Below are 17,086 nucleotides of genomic sequence, written 5' to 3'. Positions count from 1 at the left end.
GACATCGCCGCTGCGGGCTCGTTGGCATGACATGCCATACACCCGTCATGTACTCACCGGACTCGCGCTTGCGACCGCTCTGCTCGCCTCCCTGCCGGCACCGGCCCTGGCCGCCAGCGAGGACGACTCGACCCCCATTCACCCTCATGTCGTGATGCCTTTCGGCAACTTGCTCACGGAGCACGCCGCTCCGGCCAACTGGAGCATCCTCGGAATGGGCCTCTGACGCCCCGCCGCTAGGGCCTGACCCATCGGACAGGCACTAGGCCCGTTCCACCTGCTGGGCCCGTTCCAACCGGACCGCGCACACCTTGAACTCCGGCATCCGGGACGTCGGATCGAGCGCCGGATTGGTCAGGGTGTTGGCGCGGCCCGGGCCCGGCCAGTGGAAGGGCATGAAGACCGTGTCGGGGCGGATGGCGGCGGTCACCCGGGCCGGGGCGGCCGCACGGCCGCGCCGGGACTCCACCGCGACCAGCTCGCCGTCCGCTATCCCGAGCCGCTCCGCCAGATGCGGATGCAGCTCGACGAACGGGCCCGGTGCGGCGGCGTTCAGCTCGGCCACCCGCCGGGTCTGCGCGCCCGACTGATACTGCGCCAGCACCCGCCCGGTGGTCAGCAGCACCGGGTACGCCTCGTCCGGCTCCTCGGCCGCCGGGCGGTGCACCACGGGGACGAACCGGGCCCGGCCGTCGGGGGTGGCGAAACGCTCCAGGAAGAGCCGCGGCGTACCGGGGTGCGCCCCGGCCTCCTCGGGCAGCTCCGGGCACGGCCAGAACACACCGTCCTCCGCCGCGATCCGCCGGTAGGTGATCCCCGAGTAGTCGGCCGGTCCGCCCGCCGAGGCCCGGCGCAGCTCGTCGAAGACCTCCTCCGGGTCGGCCGGGAAGCCCTTCTCCCGGCCCAGCCGCGCCGCGAGCGCGCCGAGGACCTCCAGGTCGGTACGGACCCCGGGCGGCGGATCCAGCGCCCGTCGGCGCAGCAGGACCCTGCCCTCCAGGTTGGTCGTGGTGCCGGTCTCCTCCGCCCACTGGGCCACCGGCAGCACCACATCCGCCAGCGCGGCCGTCTCCGAGAGCACCACATCGGCGACGGCCAGGAAGTCCAGCGACCGTATGCGCTCCTCCACATGGGCGGCCCGCGGCGCCGAGACCACCGGGTTGGAGCCCATCAGCAGCAGTGCCCGGATCTCGCCGCCCAGCGCGTCCAGCAGCTCGTACGCGCTGCGCCCGGGGCCGGGCAGCGCGTCCGGATCGACGTCCCACACCTGCGCCACATGCCGCCGGGCCGCCGGGTCGTCGAGCTTGCGGTAGCCGGGCAACTGGTCGGCCTTCTGGCCGTGTTCGCGGCCCCCCTGGCCGTTGCCCTGGCCGGTCAGGCACCCGTAGCCGGACAGCTCCCGGCCCGCCCGCCCGGTGGCCAGACACAGATTGATCCAGGCGCCCACGGTGTCGGTGCCCTTGGCCTGCTGTTCGGGCCCGCGTGCCGTCAGCACCATGGACGACTCGGCGTCGCAGAACATCCGTACCGCCGCCCGGAGGTCGGGGACGGGAATGCCCGTGATGCGCTCGACCATTTCCGGCCAGTGCGCCATCGCCGCGGCCCGCGCCTCGTCCCACCCGTCGGTCCGCGCCGCGATGAACTCCTCGTCCGTACGCCCCTCGGCGACCACCAGGTGCAGCAGCCCCAGGGCGAGGGCGAGATCGGTGCCCGGGCGCGGCGCCAGATGCAGATCGGCCTGCTCGGCGGTGCGGGTGCGGCGCGGGTCGACGACGATCAGCCGGCCGCCGTTCTCCCGCAGCTCGGTCAGATAGCGCAGGGCCGGCGGCATGGTTTCGGCCAGGTTGGAGCCCACCAGGATGACGCAGCCGGTCCGGGCCACATCGGCCAGCGGGAACGGCAGCCCGCGGTCCAGGCCGAACGCGCGGGCGTGCGCCGCCGCGGCCGAGGACATGCAGAACCGGCCGTTGTAGTCGATCTGCGAGGTGCCGAGCACGACCCGGGCGAATTTCCCCAGCGCATACGCCTTCTCATTGGTCAGCCCGCCCCCGCCGAAGACCCCGACGGCGTCCCGGCCGTGCTCCGCGCCCGCCCGGCGCAGGCCGTCCGCGACCCGGTCCAGCGCCTCGTCCCAGGTGGCCGGGGCGAGTTCCCCGGTGGCGGGATCGCGTACCAGAGGAGAGGTCAGCCGCGCCCCAGAGACCAGCAGCTCGGCCGCCGTACGGCCCTTACCGCACAGCGCGCCCCGGTTCACCGGGAAGGCGGTCCGCTCGACCACCGTCACACCGGGTCCGTCGGGCGCCCCGGAGCCCCGCTCGACGGGCCGCAGCCCCATGCCGCATTGCAGGGCACAGTACGGGCAGTGGGTGTCGACGGCGGGGGCGTTCGCGGCGTTCATGCGCGCCAGCGTGGTACAGAGGTGTTACGTGCGCGGTTCGCGCCGGTTTCGGGGGCGCGGCGGGGACCTCCTACGGGGCGCACGGTGCGGGGAGGCCGGGCGGTACACGGATTTCCCCGCGGGGAAACGGAACCGCAACGACCGGCTGCCAGGCTCCCGCCATGACGGAGTGGATATCGTCCCAGCCCACGCCGGACCCGGTGGCCCACCGGGCCGCCCCCCTCGTCCTCGCCGCCGAGATCACCGCCCGGCTGAGCACCCAGCTCAGCCATGTCCGGCTCCATGGCTACGGGAGCCGCCCCGGCCCGCGGCGCGCGGCCTCGGGCCCCGGCGGCGCCCCTGACGGCGCCCCCGACGGCGCGGCCCCCACCCTGGTCGCCGTCGCCCACGGCAGCCGCGACCCGCGCGCGCTGCCCACCGTCCGCGCCCTGCTCGACCGGGTCCGCGCCCTGCGCCCCGATCTGCCCGTACGCCTCGGCCATATCGAGCTCAACCGGCCGCGGCTCGCCGACGTCCTGGCGGAGCTGTCCGGCCGGGCCGTCCTCGTACCGCTGCTTTTCGGCCACGGCTACCACGTCACCCACGACCTGCCCGCCGCGCTGGCGGCCGCGCCCCACCTGGACGGCACCGTCGCCGCCCCCCTGGGCCCGCACGCCCTCCTGGTGGAGGCGCTGTACGGCCGCCTCCTGGAGGCCGGGTTCCCCGAGGCGCCCGACCGCTCACGTACCGCCGTCGTCCTCGCCTCGGCCGGCTCCCGGGCGGCGCGCGCGGGCGAGGACACCGCGCGCCTGGCCCGGCTGCTGTCCGACCGGCTCGGCGGCGTCCCCGTCGTCCCCGCCTTCGCCTCGGCGGCCACGCCCAGCGTCCCGGAGGCCGTGCGCCTGCTCACCGCCCGGGGCCACGACCGCATCGCGCTGGCCGCCTGCTTCACCGCCCCGGGCCGCTTCGCCGCCGAGTGCGCCGCCCACGCCCCCGGGGCCGCCGCCGCGCCCCTGGGCGACCACCCGGCGCTGGCCCGCCTCGTCCTGCACCGCTACGACGAGGCCGTCGCCCGGGTGCCCGGCCACACCCCCGCCCCGGCACACCACCGGGCACTCGCACCGGCCCACCGCTAGCCACCCCTCCCACGCCCCGGATCCGGCCCCGACGGCACCCGGGCGGCTACCGTCGCTGTATGACGGGCACACCATCGACAACCGGCCAGGCCCCCGGCACCCTGGGCTACACCGAGGCGGACGGCGAACGCTGGGTCGCCGAGCCCGACAAACGTCCCGGCCGCACCGCCTTCCAGCGCGACCGCGCCCGGGTCCTGCACTCCGCCGCGCTGCGCCGCCTGGCCGGCAAGACCCAGGTCGTCACCCCCGGCACGCTCACCCACGCCTGGGACGCCAGCCCCCGCACCCGCCTGACCCACTCCCTGGAGTGCGCCCAGGTGGGCCGCGAACTGGGTGCCGCCCTCGGCTGCGACCCCGACCTCGTCGAGGCCGCCTGCCTGGCGCACGACCTGGGCCATCCGCCCTTCGGGCACAACGGCGAGCAGGCGCTCAACCGGGTGGCCGCGGCCTGCGGCGGCTTCGAGGGCAACGCCCAGTCGCTGCGGCTGCTGGCCCGCCTGGAGCCCAAACGTTTCGTCCCCGCCCCGGACGGCCCGGCGCTCAGCGTCGGCCTCAACCTCACCCGCGCCACCCTGGACGCCGCCACCAAATACCCCTGGCCGCGCGGCGCCCACCCCACCGACCCCGACTCGCCCAAATTCGGCGTCTACGCCGACGACCTGCCGGTCTTCGACTGGTTCCGGAAGGACGCGCCGCCCGCCGCGCGCAGCTTCGAGGCGCAGGTCATGGACTGGTCGGACGATGTCGCGTACTCGGTGCACGACGTCGAGGACGGCCTGCACGCCGGCCATCTCGACCCCAACCTCCTGCTCGCCGACGCCGAGCGCGCCGAGATCTTCGCGGTCGCCGCGGAGCGCTACGCCCCCGGCGCGGACCCCGCGGAGCTGGCCGCCGCCCTGGACCGCCTCCTGGAGCAGGAGTGGTGGCCGCACGGCTACGACGGCACCGCGCTCGCCCAGGCCCGGCTCAAGGACGCCACCAGCCAGCTGATCGGCCGTTTCTGTCTGGCGGCCGAGGGCGCCACCCGGGCCGCATGGGGCGGCGGACGGCTCACCCGTTACGGAGCCCAGCTGATGGTTCCGGACGAAACACGGCTGGAATGCGCCGTTTTGAAGGCCGTCGCCGACCGGTACGTCATACAGCGCCCCGACCAGGAGGTGGTCCGCGCCGACCAGCGCGTGGTGATCGCCGAACTGGCCGAGGCGCTGCTCGCCCGCGCCCCCGACGGCCTTGATCCGCAGTTCCGTTCGCTGTTCGACGCCGCCGCCGACGACACCGCCCGGATGCGCGTCGTCATCGATCAGATCGCCTCCCTGACGGACGCCTCCGCACGCTCTCTTCACGCCCGCCTCACACGTCGCCCTGGTAACGCTTAGGTCAACCCAGGGTGACCCTGGGGAAGAGAGCCCCCCTTCCCCCCCTCACCCTCCGTGCGGGACGCTCGGACCCGGCCGCCTCGAACGGTGACGGCGCCCGGGGAACCACCACCGCACCGGAGACATCAACGGGGGGAGAGGCAAGCCGGTGAAGGACACCGGTGCGCGCACGGAGGGGGCACCGCACACGGGGGCACGACCGGGGCGTTCACGGACGCGGGACGCGGCCGTACGGCACCGCAACGAGGAGGAAGCAAGTGGTCGACGCACACCAGACGTTCGTCATCGTCGGAGGTGGCCTGGCCGGGGCGAAGGCCGCCGAAACGCTCCGTTCGGAGGGCTTCACCGGCCGGGTGATCCTCATCTGCGACGAGCGCGACCACCCCTACGAACGCCCCCCGCTCTCCAAGGGGTATCTGCTCGGCAAGGAGGAGCGGGACAGCGTCTTCGTCCACGAACCCACCTGGTACGCCCGGGCCGACATCGAGCTCCACCTGGGCCAGCCCGCCGTCCACCTGGACCCCGCGGCCAGGACCGTACGCCTCGGGGACGGCACCCTGATCGCCTACGACAGGCTGCTGCTCGCCACCGGAGCCGAACCGCGCCGCCTGGACATCCCCGGCACGGCCCTGGCCGGCGTCCACCACCTGCGCCGCCTCGCACACGCCGAACGGCTGCGGGGCGTACTCGCCTCCCTCGGCCGCGAGAACGGCCACCTCGTCATCGCCGGCGCCGGCTGGATCGGCCTGGAGGTCGCCGCCGCGGCCCGCTCCTACGGCGCCGAGGTCACCGTCGTGGAACCGGCCCCCACCCCCCTGCACGGCGTCCTGGGCCCCGAACTGGGCGCCATGTTCACCGAACTCCACCGCGAGAAGGGCGTGCGCTTCCACTTCGGCGCCCGCCTCACCGAGATCATCGGCCAGGACGGCATGGTCCTCGCGGCGCGCACCGACGACGGCGAGGAACACCCCGCCCACGACGTCCTCGCCGCCATCGGCGCCGCCCCGCGCACCGCCCTCGCCGAACAGGCCGGACTCGCCCTCGTCGACCGCGAGGACGGCGGCGGCATCGCGGTGGACGCCGCCCTGCGCACCTCCGACCCGCACATCTACGCCGCCGGCGACGTCGCGGCCGCCCACCACCCCGTCCTGGGCAGCCGCATCCGCGTCGAGCACTGGGCCAACGCCCTCAACGGCGGACCGGCCGCCGCCCGCGCCATGCTCGGCGAGGACGTCCGCTACGACCGCATCCCGTACTTCTTCTCCGACCAGTACGACCTCGGCATGGAGTACTCCGGATACGCCCCGCCCGGCTCCTACGACCAGGTCGTCTGCCGCGGCGACGTCGCCAAACGGGAGTTCATCGCCTTCTGGCTCGCCGGCGGCCGCCTCCTGGCCGGGATGAACGTCAATGTCTGGGACGTCGCCGAGCCCGTCCGGCAACTGATCCGCGCGGGGCGGCCGTTGGACGCCGACGCGCTGGCCGACCCGGACGTTCCGCTGGAGTCGCTGCTCCCGTAGCGTGCCGGTATGAGTGCACCCGAGACCACCGGCCCGACAGGTCCCACCGGTCCCGACGCCCCCGTCCCGGCCGTCACCCTCGACGACGTCCGGGACGCCGCCGGGCGGCTGGCGGGCGTCGCCCACCGCACGCCCGTCCTGCGCTCCCGCACCCTCGATGCGCGCCTCGGCGTCGAGATCCACCTCAAGTGCGAGAACTTCCAGCGCATCGGCGCCTTCAAATTCCGCGGCGCCTACAACGCGATCTCGCGCCTCTCCCCGCAGCAGCTGGCCCGCGGGGTCGTCGCCTACTCCTCCGGCAACCACGCCCAGGCCGTCGCGCTGGCCGCCCGCGAGCTCGGCACCCGGGCCGTGATCGTCATGCCCGAGGACGCACCGCGCTCCAAACGGGACGCCACCGCCGGCTACGGCGCCGAGATCGTGAGCTACGACCGCTACACCGGCGACCGCGCCGCCCTCGCACAGCAGCTGGCCGACGAGCGGGGCCTGGCCCTGATCCCGCCCTACGACCATCCGCACATCATCGCCGGTCAGGGCACCGCGGCCCTCGAACTGATCGAGGAGACCGGCCCGCTGGACGCGCTGCTGGCGCCGGTCGGCGGAGGCGGCCTTATGGCGGGCTCGGCCGTCGCGGCCACCGCCCTGGTGCCCGGCATCCGCATGATCGGCGTGGAACCGGAGGCGGGCGACGACACCCTGCGCTCCCTGAAGGCGGGTCACCGCGTCACCATCCCCGTCCCGCGCACCATCGCCGACGGCCAGGCCGTGGAGTCCCCCGGCGAACTCCCCTTCGCGATCAACCGCCGTCTCCTCGACTCGATCACCCTGGTCACCGACGACGACATCCGCGCCGCCATGGCCTTCGCCTTCGAACGCCTCAAGATCGTCACCGAGCCCAGCGGCGCCAGCGCCCTCGCCGCCCTCCTCGCCGGCCGCATCGACCCCCTCCCGCCCCGGATCGGCGTGATCGTCTCCGGCGGCAACATCGGCCTGGACCGTTTCCTGGAACTGCTGCGCTGACCTGCGACGACGCCCGCCGCCACGCGCCCCGGCCCGGCCGGGCGGCCGAGCCTGTCCGACCCCCACCGTAGAATTCACGCGTGGCAGGCAGGATCAACGATGACGATGTGAAGGCGGTACGGGACGCGGTCCCGATCGACGCCGTCGTGTCCGAGTACCTCCAGCTCCGCAACGCCGGCGGCGGCAATCTCAAGGGGCTGTGCCCCTTCCACGACGAGAAGTCCCCCTCCTTCCACGTGAGCACCGCCAAGGGGCTCTACCACTGCTTCGGCTGCCAGGAGGGCGGCGACACCGTCGACTTCATCATGAAGATCGACCACCTCTCCTTCGCCGAGACCATCGAGCGCCTCGCCGCCCAGGCCGGCATCACCCTGCGCTACGAGGAGGGCGGCTACACCCCCGGCCGCCAGCAGGGCGAACGCACCCGCCTGGTGGAGGCCCACAAGGTCGCCGCCCAGTTCTACATCGAGCAGCTGGACGGCCCCGAGGCCGAGATCGGCCGCCGCTTCCTCGCCGAGCGCGGCTTCGACCAGGCCGCCGCCCAGCACTTCGGCGTCGGCTACAGCCCGGCCGGCTGGGACCACCTCACCCGCTTCCTGCGCGGCCGCGGCTTCAGCGACAAGGAACTGATCCTCTCCGGCCTCTCCCAGGACAGCCGCAGCGGCAAGCCCATCGACCGCTTCCGCGGCCGCCTGATGTGGCCGATCCGCGATATCGCCGGCGAGGTCGTCGGCTTCGGCGCCCGCAAACTCCGCGACGACGACAACGGCCCCAAGTACCTCAACACCCCCGAGACCCCCATCTACCGCAAGTCCCAGGTCCTGTACGGCATCGACCTCGCCAAGAAGGAGATCGCCAAGACCAACCGCGCGGTCGTCGTCGAGGGCTACACGGACGTCATGGCCTGCCATCTGGCGGGCATCACCACCGCCATCGCCACCTGCGGCACCTCCTTCGGCGAGGGCCACATCAAGATCCTCCGCCGCCTGCTGATGGACAACGCCAACGCCGAGGTCATCTTCACCTTCGACGGCGACGCCGCCGGCCAGAAGGCGGCCCTGCGCGCCTTCGAGGACGACCAGAAGTTCGCCGCCGAGACCTCCATCGCCATCACCCCCGGCGGCATGGACCCCTGCGAACTGCGCCTGGCCAAGGGCGACGACGCCGTCGCCGACCTGGTCGAATCCCGCACCCCGCTCTTCGAGTTCGCCCTCCGGCACGTCGTCGCGCGCCACAACCTCGACACCGCCGTCGGCCGCGCCGCCGCCCTCGACGAAGCCGCGCCCATCGTCGCCCACATCAAGAACAGCTCCATCCAGCACGAATCCGCCGTCCAGTTGGCCGGCATGCTCGGCATCCTGGACACCCAGTTCGTCGTCAAACGCGTGTCCCAGCTCGCCCGCTGGGCCCGCGAACGCGGCCGCGACGGCCAGGACCGCCCCCGTACGCCGCACCGCGCACCGGCCGCAGCCGAGGCGCCCCCGCAGCCGGCCGGCCCCCGCGGTCCCGCCCTCAACCTCCGCAGCCCCGCCCACCGCGTCGAACGCGAACTCCTCAAACTCGCCCTCCAGCGCCCCGACCTGGTCTCCCCGGCCTTCGACGCCTACGGGGTCGACGAGTTCACCGCCCCGCCCTACGCCACCGTCCGCCAGTGCATCGAGGACGCCGGCGGCGCCACCGCGGGTGCCGCCGACCCCGGATACGTCGCCCGCGTCCGCGAGGCCGCCCCCGACGACACCGTCCGCGCCATGGTCACCGAACTGGCCGTGGAGCCCCTGCACACCCGCCGCGACCCCGACGAGGCGTACGCCGGCGTCCAGCTCGTCGCCGTCCGCCTGGCCGCCGTCAACCACCGCGTCACCGAAATCCGCGGCACCCTCCAACGCCTGGGCCCCCGCGCCGACCCCGACCACCTCGCCGCCGTCCAGAACGAACTCTGGATCCTCCAGCAGTACGGCCAATCCCTCCGCGAACGCGGCTTCGCCGCCCTCTAGGCCCGACCTACCGGACGGCCCCTAGGCCGCCCACAGCACCCCCCGGTAGCCATCCGGTCACGGACCGGACTCAAAAAGTGGCCGCACGCCCCTCGTGGCGGGAGTGTGTCGTACTCCACACTGAGGAGCGGTGCCTGAGTCCTCGGAGCGCGGCGGGTCCGGCTGCCCTCATCCGGCATCCCCCGCGCAACCGCTCGTGACGTACGGGGCGGACGGCGGCTCGGCCGCGTCCGTACCCGGCCCTTCTGCCGCTCTCGCAGCGATCACCCTGGAGGTCGCCCCCGTGCAGACCCAGACCCTCGCCGACGCGCCGGCCACCGCGGCACCGGACCTGGATCCGGTCACCGTGCCACAGCAGTCCGGGGCACCCGCCGCAGAGTCGCTCGCCGGGGAGACCGCCGCCCGGGAACTCCCCGAACCGGCCGACCCTCCCGATCCCCCCGACCCCGCACCCCGCCCCGATGCGGCCGGCCCCTCCGCCGACCTCTTCCGCCAGTACCTCCGCGAAATCGGCCGCATCCCGCTGCTCACCGCCGCCGAGGAGGTCGAGCTCGCCCGCCACGTCGAGGCCGGCCTGTTCGCCGAGGAGAAACTCACCGGCACCCCCGACCTCGACTCCCACCTGGACTCCCAACTCGCCTATGACCTCGACAAGTTGGTGGTCCTGGGCCGGATCGCCAAACGCCGCCTGATCGAGGCCAACCTGCGCCTGGTCGTCTCCGTCGCCAAACGCTACGTCGGCCGCGGCCTGACCATGCTGGACCTCGTCCAGGAGGGCAATCTCGGCCTCATCCGCGCCGTCGAGAAATTCGACTACGCCCGCGGCTACAAGTTCTCCACCTACGCGACCTGGTGGATCCGCCAGGCCATGTCCCGCGCCCTCGCCGACCAGGCCAGAACCATCCGGGTCCCGGTCCATGTCGTCGAGCTGATCAACCGCGTGGTCCGCGTCCAGCGCCGGATGCTCCAGGAACGCGGCTACGAACCCACCCCCGACGAGGTCGCCCGCCACCTCGACCTCACCGAGGAACGCGTCAGCGAGATCCTCCGCCTGGCCCAGGAACCGGTCTCCCTGCACGCCCCCGTGGGCGAGGAGGACGAGGTCGCCCTCGGCGACCTCATCGAGGACGGCGACGCCGCCTCCCCCGTCGAATCCGCCGCCTTCCTCCTGCTCCGCGAACACCTCGACGCCGTCCTGTCCACCCTCGGCGAACGCGAACGCAAGGTCGTCCAGCTCCGCTACGGCCTCGCCGACGGCCGCCCCCGCACCCTCGAAGAAATCGGCCGCCTCTTCGGCGTCACCCGCGAACGCATACGCCAAATCGAATCCAAAACCCTCAACAAACTCCGCGACCACGCCTTCGCGGACCAGCTCCGGGGGTATCTGGATTAGGCCCCTTACTCGGCCTCCCGCCGGAACGCCTCGGGATGGGCCTCGTCCCGTACCGCCGTGAACTGCTGGCGTACCGCCTGGCCGACGGGCAGGGAGTCGCCCGGTTCGAAGATCTGGCTGGCGGCCGGCGGCCACTGGGGCGGGTCGATCCAGGGGGAGCCGCCGCCCGGGGCGGGTTCCGTGCCGGGGGGCGGGGCCAGGGTGCCGTGGGCGACGCCCCAGGCCCAGGCGGCCTGCCGGGCCGCGCCCAGGGCCGCGTACTCGGCCGGTTGCGGCACCACGACCTGCACCCCGAAGATCCCGGGCGCCGCCGCCTGCACCGCGCCCAGCTCCGCCGCCGCACCCATCAGGAACACCCGGCGCACCGTCATGCCCCGCCCGCGCAGCACGTCCAGCGCATCCGCCAGCCCGCACAGCATGCCCTCCACGGCCGCCCGCGCCAGATGCTCCGGCTTCATGCTCTCGCGCCGCATGCCGTGCAACGACCCTGCGGTGTGCGGCAGATGGGGCGTCCGCTCACCCTCCAGATAGGGCAGCAGCACCATGCCGTACGCACCGGGCGACGACTTCAGCGCCAGTTCGGACAGCCCCGCCAGATCCGTGCCGAGCATCTCCGCCGTACCGCGCAGCACCCGCACCGCATTGGTCGTGTGCACCACGGGCAGATGCCGCCCGGTGGCGTCTGCGAACGAGGTGATCGTCCCGGTGAGGTCCGTCAGCGCCTCGTGATGGATCCCGAAGACGGACCCCGAGGCGCCCAGCGACATCACCGCATCGCCCTCCCCGGCGCCCAGTCCGAAGGCGGCCGCCATCGTCTCGCCCGTACCGGCCGAGATCAGCAGCCCCTCGGGCGTGAACCCGGCAGTCCCGGACGGCCCCAGCACCTCCGGCAGCCGCACCTGATGGCCCAGCGCCAGCTCGATCAGATCCGGCCGGTAGGAGCCGGTGGCCGCCGACCAGAAACCCGTCGTCGAAGCCCCGCCCCGGTCCGTCGTACGGCGCGCGGGCCGCCCCAGCAACTGCCAGGCCAGCCAGTCGTGCGGCTGCATGACCTCCGCGATCCGCGCCGCATTGTCCGGTTCCGTACGGGCCAGCCAGCGCAGCTTGGTCACCGGATGCGCCGCCTGCGGCACCGCCCCGACGGCCTGCGCCCATGCGCTGCGCCCGCCGAGCGCGTCCACCAGGTCCGCGGCCGCGGACTGCGCCCGCTTGTCATTGCCGACCAGCGCGGGCCGTACGAGATTCCCCTCCGCATCCAGCGGCACCAGGCCGTGCTGCTGCGCGGAGACCCCGATCGCCTGGACGCCCTCCAGCAGCCCGCCTCCCGCGGCCTCGCCCAGCGACATCAGCCACGCCTGCGGATCGGTCTCCGGACCCTTCTCGACGGGGTGTGGTGCATACCCCTGCCTGATGACGGCACCCGTGTCCGCATCGCAGACCACGATCCGTGTGCTTGTGGACGAGCTGTCCAGTCCGGCGACTATCCCCATGGTCCAAGATTTTGCCCCATGGGGCGATGGGGTGCATAAGGAGGGCGTGCGGGGGGAGTGCGCCGGGTTTGCCCGGTCCTGCCCCGGTCCCACCGGCCCCGCCCGACACCGTACGGGCCCGCGGGCCCGGTCACGCCTGGGCCCGCGGACTCCGGCCGGATCCCGTCGTCACCTACGGGCCGTCACGTATTGCTGGTGCCCCACTCGTCCTCGTCCTCGTAGCCCGTGCGCTGCTCCCGCAGCGAGCGGACCCGGTCGGTGACGGACGGCGGCAGGCGGTCGCTCACCTTGGCCGACACCGCGCCGAAGGCCCGCGCGGCGACCTGGCGTCCACCGAGGACGGCGGACTCGGCGGTGTTGCGGACGGCGGGGTTCTCCGCGATCCGCCGGGCGGCCTTGCACATCTGCTCGTACCGCTCCCGGCCGGCCTGGGTGCCGAGCACATACCCGACCGCCAGCCCCGCGATGAACGTGAGCCGGTAGCGCATCGCTCCACCTTCCCTCTCGTCGCTCCCGTGCGCGAGGGCCGCAGCCGACGCGCTCCGATGGCGTCCGAACCCGTCCGGTGTCGTCCCGCACCGGACCGCCGGGCCGTGCCACCCGCCTACCCGTCAGGGCCGCGGATCACCCGAGGCCACCGGCGGGGATACCGATTGGCGGAGCACCCCCCTGCTTGCGCTAATGTATGTGTCGCAGCGAGCGCGCGCCGTCCGGAGCACCGGAAGGAGGCGCATTCGAGGCACACAGAGCAATCCCCTGTAGCTCAATTGGCAGAGCAGCCGGCTGTTAACCGGCAGGTTACTGGTTCGAGTCCAGTCGGGGGAGCTCGGTCCCCTGTAGCTCAATTGGCAGAGCATTCGGCTGTTAACCGGAGGGTTACTGGTTCGAGTCCAGTCGGGGGAGCAGAGAGAACAAGGGCCCCGGAAGGGGTCCTTTTTCTTGTTCGCCCAGCCGTTCGACTTCTGGTTCGTCGTCTTCTTCGCGGTGTGCGCCCGCTTGCTCGCCCCGTCGACTCTGCGCCCGTCCTCCGCGCTCCGTTCGGTGCCGCGGACCTGCGACGGAAGCGAATGTGCCGCGCGAGGGAACCGAACCACCGGTGATCGAAGTCCTCTTGGGCATGCACGGTCGCACGACGGCAGCCCAAAGGAAGCCCAACGGCAGCCCACACGGGCAGCAGATCGTATGAGCGGCTATGCTGCGGCAGACGGCGCGCACAAATGTGCGCGGCGCGCCGTGAGGGGGCGGTAGCTCAGCCGGTTAGAGCAGCGGACTCATAATCCGTCGGCCGTGGGTTCGAGTCCCACCCGCCCCACCACCGCCTGGCATCGCAGAAACGATCAGACCCAGGCGTAGCGCACGGACGAGGGTCGTCACGCACCGCGTGGCGGCCCTCGCGCCTTTTCCGGCCCGCCCCCGACTGTCATCCGTCACCCCTCCCCTGTGTGCCCCCAGCGTGCCACTACTCATGGTTATGACGCGACTACCCAATGCGACGGCGAGGTAACCGTCCTGGTGTCGGTACGAGGGCGTGATCCGGTACGAGGCGGCGGCGCCGTCGTACCGCACGCGGGCCTCCCAATCGTGCGGCACATGCGGGGTGTTGAGGTGCCGCACCCGGCGCAGCCGTTCGAGGGGTACGAGGCGGCCGACGGGCGCCGAGTGGAGATCCGGTGGATGCCGTCGGCGGTCTCATCGGGCCGGTGGGGGCCGAAATCCTATGGCCGATGCCCTGTGGCCGGGCGGTGGGGGGCGGCGCACCATGGAAGGGCCGGGAAGGAAGTGGTCCTGATGATCGAGGTCAAGACGATCGACAAGCCGGATGAACGGCGTGACTTTCCGCGCGGCCACCTCAACGCTCTGCACCTGACCGGGCTGGACTTCGCGGTCGGAGTCTTCGAGCCGGGCTGGCGCTGGTCGGAGTCGGTGGGGCCGCTCGCCGGGACCGAGAGCTGCGAGGTCCACCACAACGGCTTCGTGGTCCAGGGCCGGATGAGGATACGGATGAACGACGGGGCCGAGACCGAGGTCGGGCCGGGCGATGTGTTCGTCTGTCCTGCCGGGCACGACGCCTGGGTGGTCGGCAGCGAGCAGGTCGTCGTGTACGACTTCGCGGGCGGCATGGCGAGGGACTACGCCAAGTCGACGGGGTGAGGGATGGAGGACGGGGCGGGGCTGGGGGCTGCGGCTCTGCGGGACGGTTCCGGGGCTGAGGTGCGGTTCCTCGCCCGGGTGGGGTTCCTCGCGACCCGGGTGGGGTTCCTCACGCGCTCCGGTCCGGATCGAACCTGAATCGGATGTCTAGGACGGCGTGCGCTGGGCAGGGGAGCCGGATGGTTCGGTGCGCCAGGACGGTTCGGTGTGCGGAATGTGCGGAATACGGCGTGGATGGCGACCGTTACCGCAGCTGGACACCGGCGGGACCGACCGGACCACTCGACAACGACCCCAGACCGGAAGCAGGGAAAGCACGCATGAGCACCGTAGAGCTCACCAAGGACAACTTCGACGAGATCGTCTCCGGCAACGACTTCGTCCTGATCGACTTCTGGGCCGAGTGGTGCGGCCCCTGCAAGAGCTTCGGCCCGATCTTCGAGCGGTCGTCCGAGAAGCACAGCGACCTGGTCTTCGCCAAGGTCGACACGGAGGCCCAGCCCGAGCTGGCACAGGCCTTCCAGATCCAGTCCATCCCCACGGTGATGATCGTCCGCGACAACATCGCGGTGTTCGCCCAGCCCGGGGCGCTTCCGGAGGCCGCCCTGGAGGACGTCATCGGCCAGGCCCGGAACCTGGACATGGACGAGGTCCGCGCGTCGGTCGCCGAGGCCCAGAAGACCGAGCAGGCGCAGCAGGCCGAGCAGGCGTAGTCGGGCGATATCGAGCGGGTGGCGCCGGGCCCGTAGCGGCGGGGCCGGCGGGCGAGGCGAGTGAGGCAGGCGAGGCGGGCACGTGAGCGAGTTGCTACTGATCCGGCACGGCGAGACCGAGTGGAGCCGGAACGGCCGCCACACCGGCCGGACCGATCTGCCGCTCACCGCCGACGGCGAGGAGCAGGCCCGCGCGCTGCGGCCCCTGCTGTCGGGCCGGAAGATCGCGGAGGTGTACTCCAGCCCGATGCAGCGCGCCCTGCGCACCGCCGAACTGGCCGGGCTCCCCACCCCGCAGATCGATCCCGACCTGCGGGAATGGGACTACGGCGGCTATGAGGGCGTCACCACCCCCGAGATCCACCGTGCCCGGCCCGGCTGGTATCTCTTCCGCGACGGCGTCGCCCCCGGCACCGCCGGGCACCCGGGGGAGTCGCCCGAAGAGGTCGGGGCGCGCGCCGACCGGGTGCTGGCACGGATCACGCCCCGGCTCGATGCGCGTGAGGGGGGCGAGGCGGGCGATCTGGTCCTGGTGGCGCACGCCCACTTCCTGCGCGTCCTGACCGCCCGTCGGCTCGGACTGCCCCCGTCCGCGGGCGGGCTGTTCACGTTCGAGACCGGCACGGTCGGTGTCCTGGGCACCGAACACGAACGGCCCGCGGTGGTCGCCTGGAATGCGCGGAGTCTGTGACGTCCGGGAGTCCGTGACGTTCGAGAGTCCGTGACGTCCGGGAGTCCTTCAAGCCGGAAGGCGCGGAACGGACGGTGCTGCGCCACGGGCGCGGCCTACGGCTACGGCGCCGTCGAAAGGGCGCTCACGGAGCCAGCGGATCGAGATGCAGCGGTTCCACCTTGCCCTCGAGCATCGCGCCCAGCCCATGGACGGCACAGGTGTCGGGGCGGTCCGCGACATGCACGGGCATGCTGGTGGCCTGCTCGATCATCGCCCGAAGGCCCGGGGTCAGGGCGCTGCCGCCCGCGAGCATGATGCCGCAGTCCGCGAGGTCGGCCACCAGGTCCGGCGGGCAGTTGCGCAGCACGGTCCCGATACCGTCGAGGATCGCGGTCAGCGGCGTGGTGATGGCCTTCAGGACCCGCTCGGTGTCGACCTGTACGGAACGCGCCAGCCCGCTGACCACGTCCCGGCCGTGCACCTCGGTCGACGACGCCTGCGCATCGTCTCCGGACAGCATCACCTGGAGGGGGCGGACGGCCTGGTTCGGCACCATCAGCTCATGGTGCAGCCGCATGTGCTGGATGACCGCATGATCGATGGTGTTGCCGCCCACCGGCACGGTCTCGGCGGCGACGATCGAGCCCACCGACAGCACCGCGACCTGCGTGGTACCCGCCCCGCACATCACGATCATGGTCGCCTCCGGCTGCTCCACCGGAAGCCCGCAGCCCACCGCCGCCGCGATCAGCGTGTCGACCAGCTCCACCCGTCGGGCGCCCAGCCCGGTGAGGGTCTCCACGGCGGCCCGCTGCGCCAGCGGCTCGCTGCCGTACGGCATGCACACCGCCGCCCGCATCGAGGGCTTGCGCCGCCAGGTCCTGCGCAGCTTGTCGCCGACCAGGTTGCGGAGCAGCCGCTGGGCCATGTCGATGTCCACGACGGTGCCGCCGGAGATCGGATGCACCACGCGGATGTAGTCGGGGGTGCGGCCGTCCATCACCTCGGCCTGCGCGCCGACGGCCAGTAGGGCGCCCGTACGGACGTTGACCGCGGCCACCGACGGCTCGTCCACGATCATTCCCTGATTCTTGAGGTACACCCTTGTACGGGCCGCGCCGAGGTCGACGGCAACGGAGCAGCGCCGCAGCTGGGTGAGGCTTATGGTCATGGCGGATGACTCCCCTTTGGGCCGGGTGGGTGGAGTGGGCGCAAGAGTCGCTCCTTGCCATCGTGTGGCGAG

At 72.8% G+C, this 17,086-nt stretch carries 13 protein-coding genes and 3 tRNA genes; 12 read left to right on the top strand and 4 right to left on the bottom strand.

Features of this window, described 5'->3' with window-relative positions; translation table 11 throughout:
- Positions 1-262: 262 nt before the first annotated feature.
- On the bottom strand, positions 263-2,398 hold the full coding sequence (locus B1H19_RS14320) for a molybdopterin oxidoreductase family protein (RefSeq protein ID WP_083105122.1): 2,136 nt from the start codon (positions 2,396-2,398) through the stop codon (positions 263-265).
- 161 nt (positions 2,399-2,559) lie between these two features.
- Here B1H19_RS14320 and B1H19_RS14315 point away from each other — a divergent pair, with 161 nt between their 5' ends.
- From B1H19_RS14315 to B1H19_RS14290, 6 genes are all read left to right on the top strand, one after another.
- Positions 2,560-3,513 (top strand): sirohydrochlorin chelatase, encoded by a 954-nt coding sequence (locus tag B1H19_RS14315; protein ID WP_083105121.1) that lies wholly within the window; start codon positions 2,560-2,562, stop codon positions 3,511-3,513.
- 59 nt (positions 3,514-3,572) lie between these two features.
- Entirely contained in the window at positions 3,573-4,889 is a 1,317-nt protein-coding gene (locus B1H19_RS14310; protein ID WP_083105120.1) for a deoxyguanosinetriphosphate triphosphohydrolase, read from the top strand.
- Positions 4,890-5,146: 257 nt separating this feature from the next.
- Entirely contained in the window at positions 5,147-6,409 is a 1,263-nt protein-coding gene (locus B1H19_RS14305; RefSeq protein WP_083105119.1) for an NAD(P)/FAD-dependent oxidoreductase, read from the top strand.
- Between the two features lie 9 nt (positions 6,410-6,418).
- Positions 6,419-7,429, top strand: coding sequence for a pyridoxal-phosphate dependent enzyme (locus B1H19_RS14300; RefSeq protein ID WP_083105118.1), 1,011 nt, complete (start codon positions 6,419-6,421; stop codon positions 7,427-7,429).
- A gap of 80 nt (positions 7,430-7,509) precedes the next feature.
- Positions 7,510-9,423 carry a DNA primase gene (gene dnaG, locus B1H19_RS14295; RefSeq protein ID WP_083105117.1) on the top strand — a complete coding sequence of 638 codons (1,914 nt, stop codon included), beginning with the start codon at positions 7,510-7,512 and terminating at the stop codon, positions 9,421-9,423.
- A gap of 130 nt (positions 9,424-9,553) precedes the next feature.
- Entirely contained in the window at positions 9,554-10,816 is a 1,263-nt protein-coding gene (locus B1H19_RS14290; protein WP_083105116.1) for an RNA polymerase sigma factor, read from the top strand.
- A 5-nt stretch (positions 10,817-10,821) separates the two neighbouring features.
- Here B1H19_RS14290 and B1H19_RS14285 read toward each other — a convergent pair whose 3' ends face one another.
- Complete coding sequence (locus B1H19_RS14285) at positions 10,822-12,306, bottom strand: FGGY family carbohydrate kinase (protein WP_083105115.1); 1,485 nt, start codon at positions 12,304-12,306, stop codon at positions 10,822-10,824.
- 182 nt (positions 12,307-12,488) lie between these two features.
- Positions 12,489-12,794 (bottom strand): hypothetical protein, encoded by a 306-nt coding sequence (locus tag B1H19_RS14280; RefSeq protein ID WP_083105114.1) that lies wholly within the window; start codon positions 12,792-12,794, stop codon positions 12,489-12,491.
- 264 nt (positions 12,795-13,058) lie between these two features.
- On the opposite strand from B1H19_RS14280, the gene B1H19_RS14275 reads away from it, so the two are divergent.
- The 6 genes from B1H19_RS14275 to B1H19_RS14250 all read left to right on the top strand — a co-directional run bounded on the left by B1H19_RS14275 (position 13,059) and on the right by B1H19_RS14250 (position 15,861).
- Positions 13,059-13,131: transfer RNA gene (locus B1H19_RS14275), tRNA-Asn, on the top strand.
- Between the two features lie 5 nt (positions 13,132-13,136).
- Positions 13,137-13,209 (top strand) — tRNA-Asn (locus B1H19_RS14270).
- Between the two features lie 335 nt (positions 13,210-13,544).
- A tRNA-Ile gene (locus B1H19_RS14265) sits at positions 13,545-13,621 on the top strand.
- A 473-nt stretch (positions 13,622-14,094) separates the two neighbouring features.
- Entirely contained in the window at positions 14,095-14,457 is a 363-nt protein-coding gene (locus B1H19_RS14260; protein WP_083109630.1) for a cupin domain-containing protein, read from the top strand.
- Positions 14,458-14,777: 320 nt separating this feature from the next.
- Positions 14,778-15,170, top strand: coding sequence for a thioredoxin (trxA, locus tag B1H19_RS14255; RefSeq protein ID WP_083105113.1), 393 nt, complete (start codon positions 14,778-14,780; stop codon positions 15,168-15,170).
- 82 nt (positions 15,171-15,252) lie between these two features.
- The gene (locus B1H19_RS14250; RefSeq protein WP_083105112.1) at positions 15,253-15,861 is read left to right on the top strand and encodes a histidine phosphatase family protein; all 609 of its coding nucleotides are present in this window, start codon (positions 15,253-15,255) and stop codon (positions 15,859-15,861) included.
- A gap of 124 nt (positions 15,862-15,985) precedes the next feature.
- On the opposite strand, the gene B1H19_RS14245 is transcribed toward B1H19_RS14250, so the two are convergent.
- The gene (locus B1H19_RS14245) at positions 15,986-17,014 is read right to left on the bottom strand and encodes a rod shape-determining protein (protein ID WP_083105111.1); all 1,029 of its coding nucleotides are present in this window, start codon (positions 17,012-17,014) and stop codon (positions 15,986-15,988) included.
- Between the last annotated feature and the right edge of the window lie 72 nt (positions 17,015-17,086).

Origin of the sequence: Streptomyces gilvosporeus, assembly GCF_002082195.1 — a bacterium.
Classification (GTDB): domain Bacteria; phylum Actinomycetota; class Actinomycetes; order Streptomycetales; family Streptomycetaceae; genus Streptomyces; species Streptomyces gilvosporeus.
The sequence above is the reverse complement of the archived record's forward strand: the minus strand, read 5'-3'. Positions and strand labels throughout refer to the sequence as shown.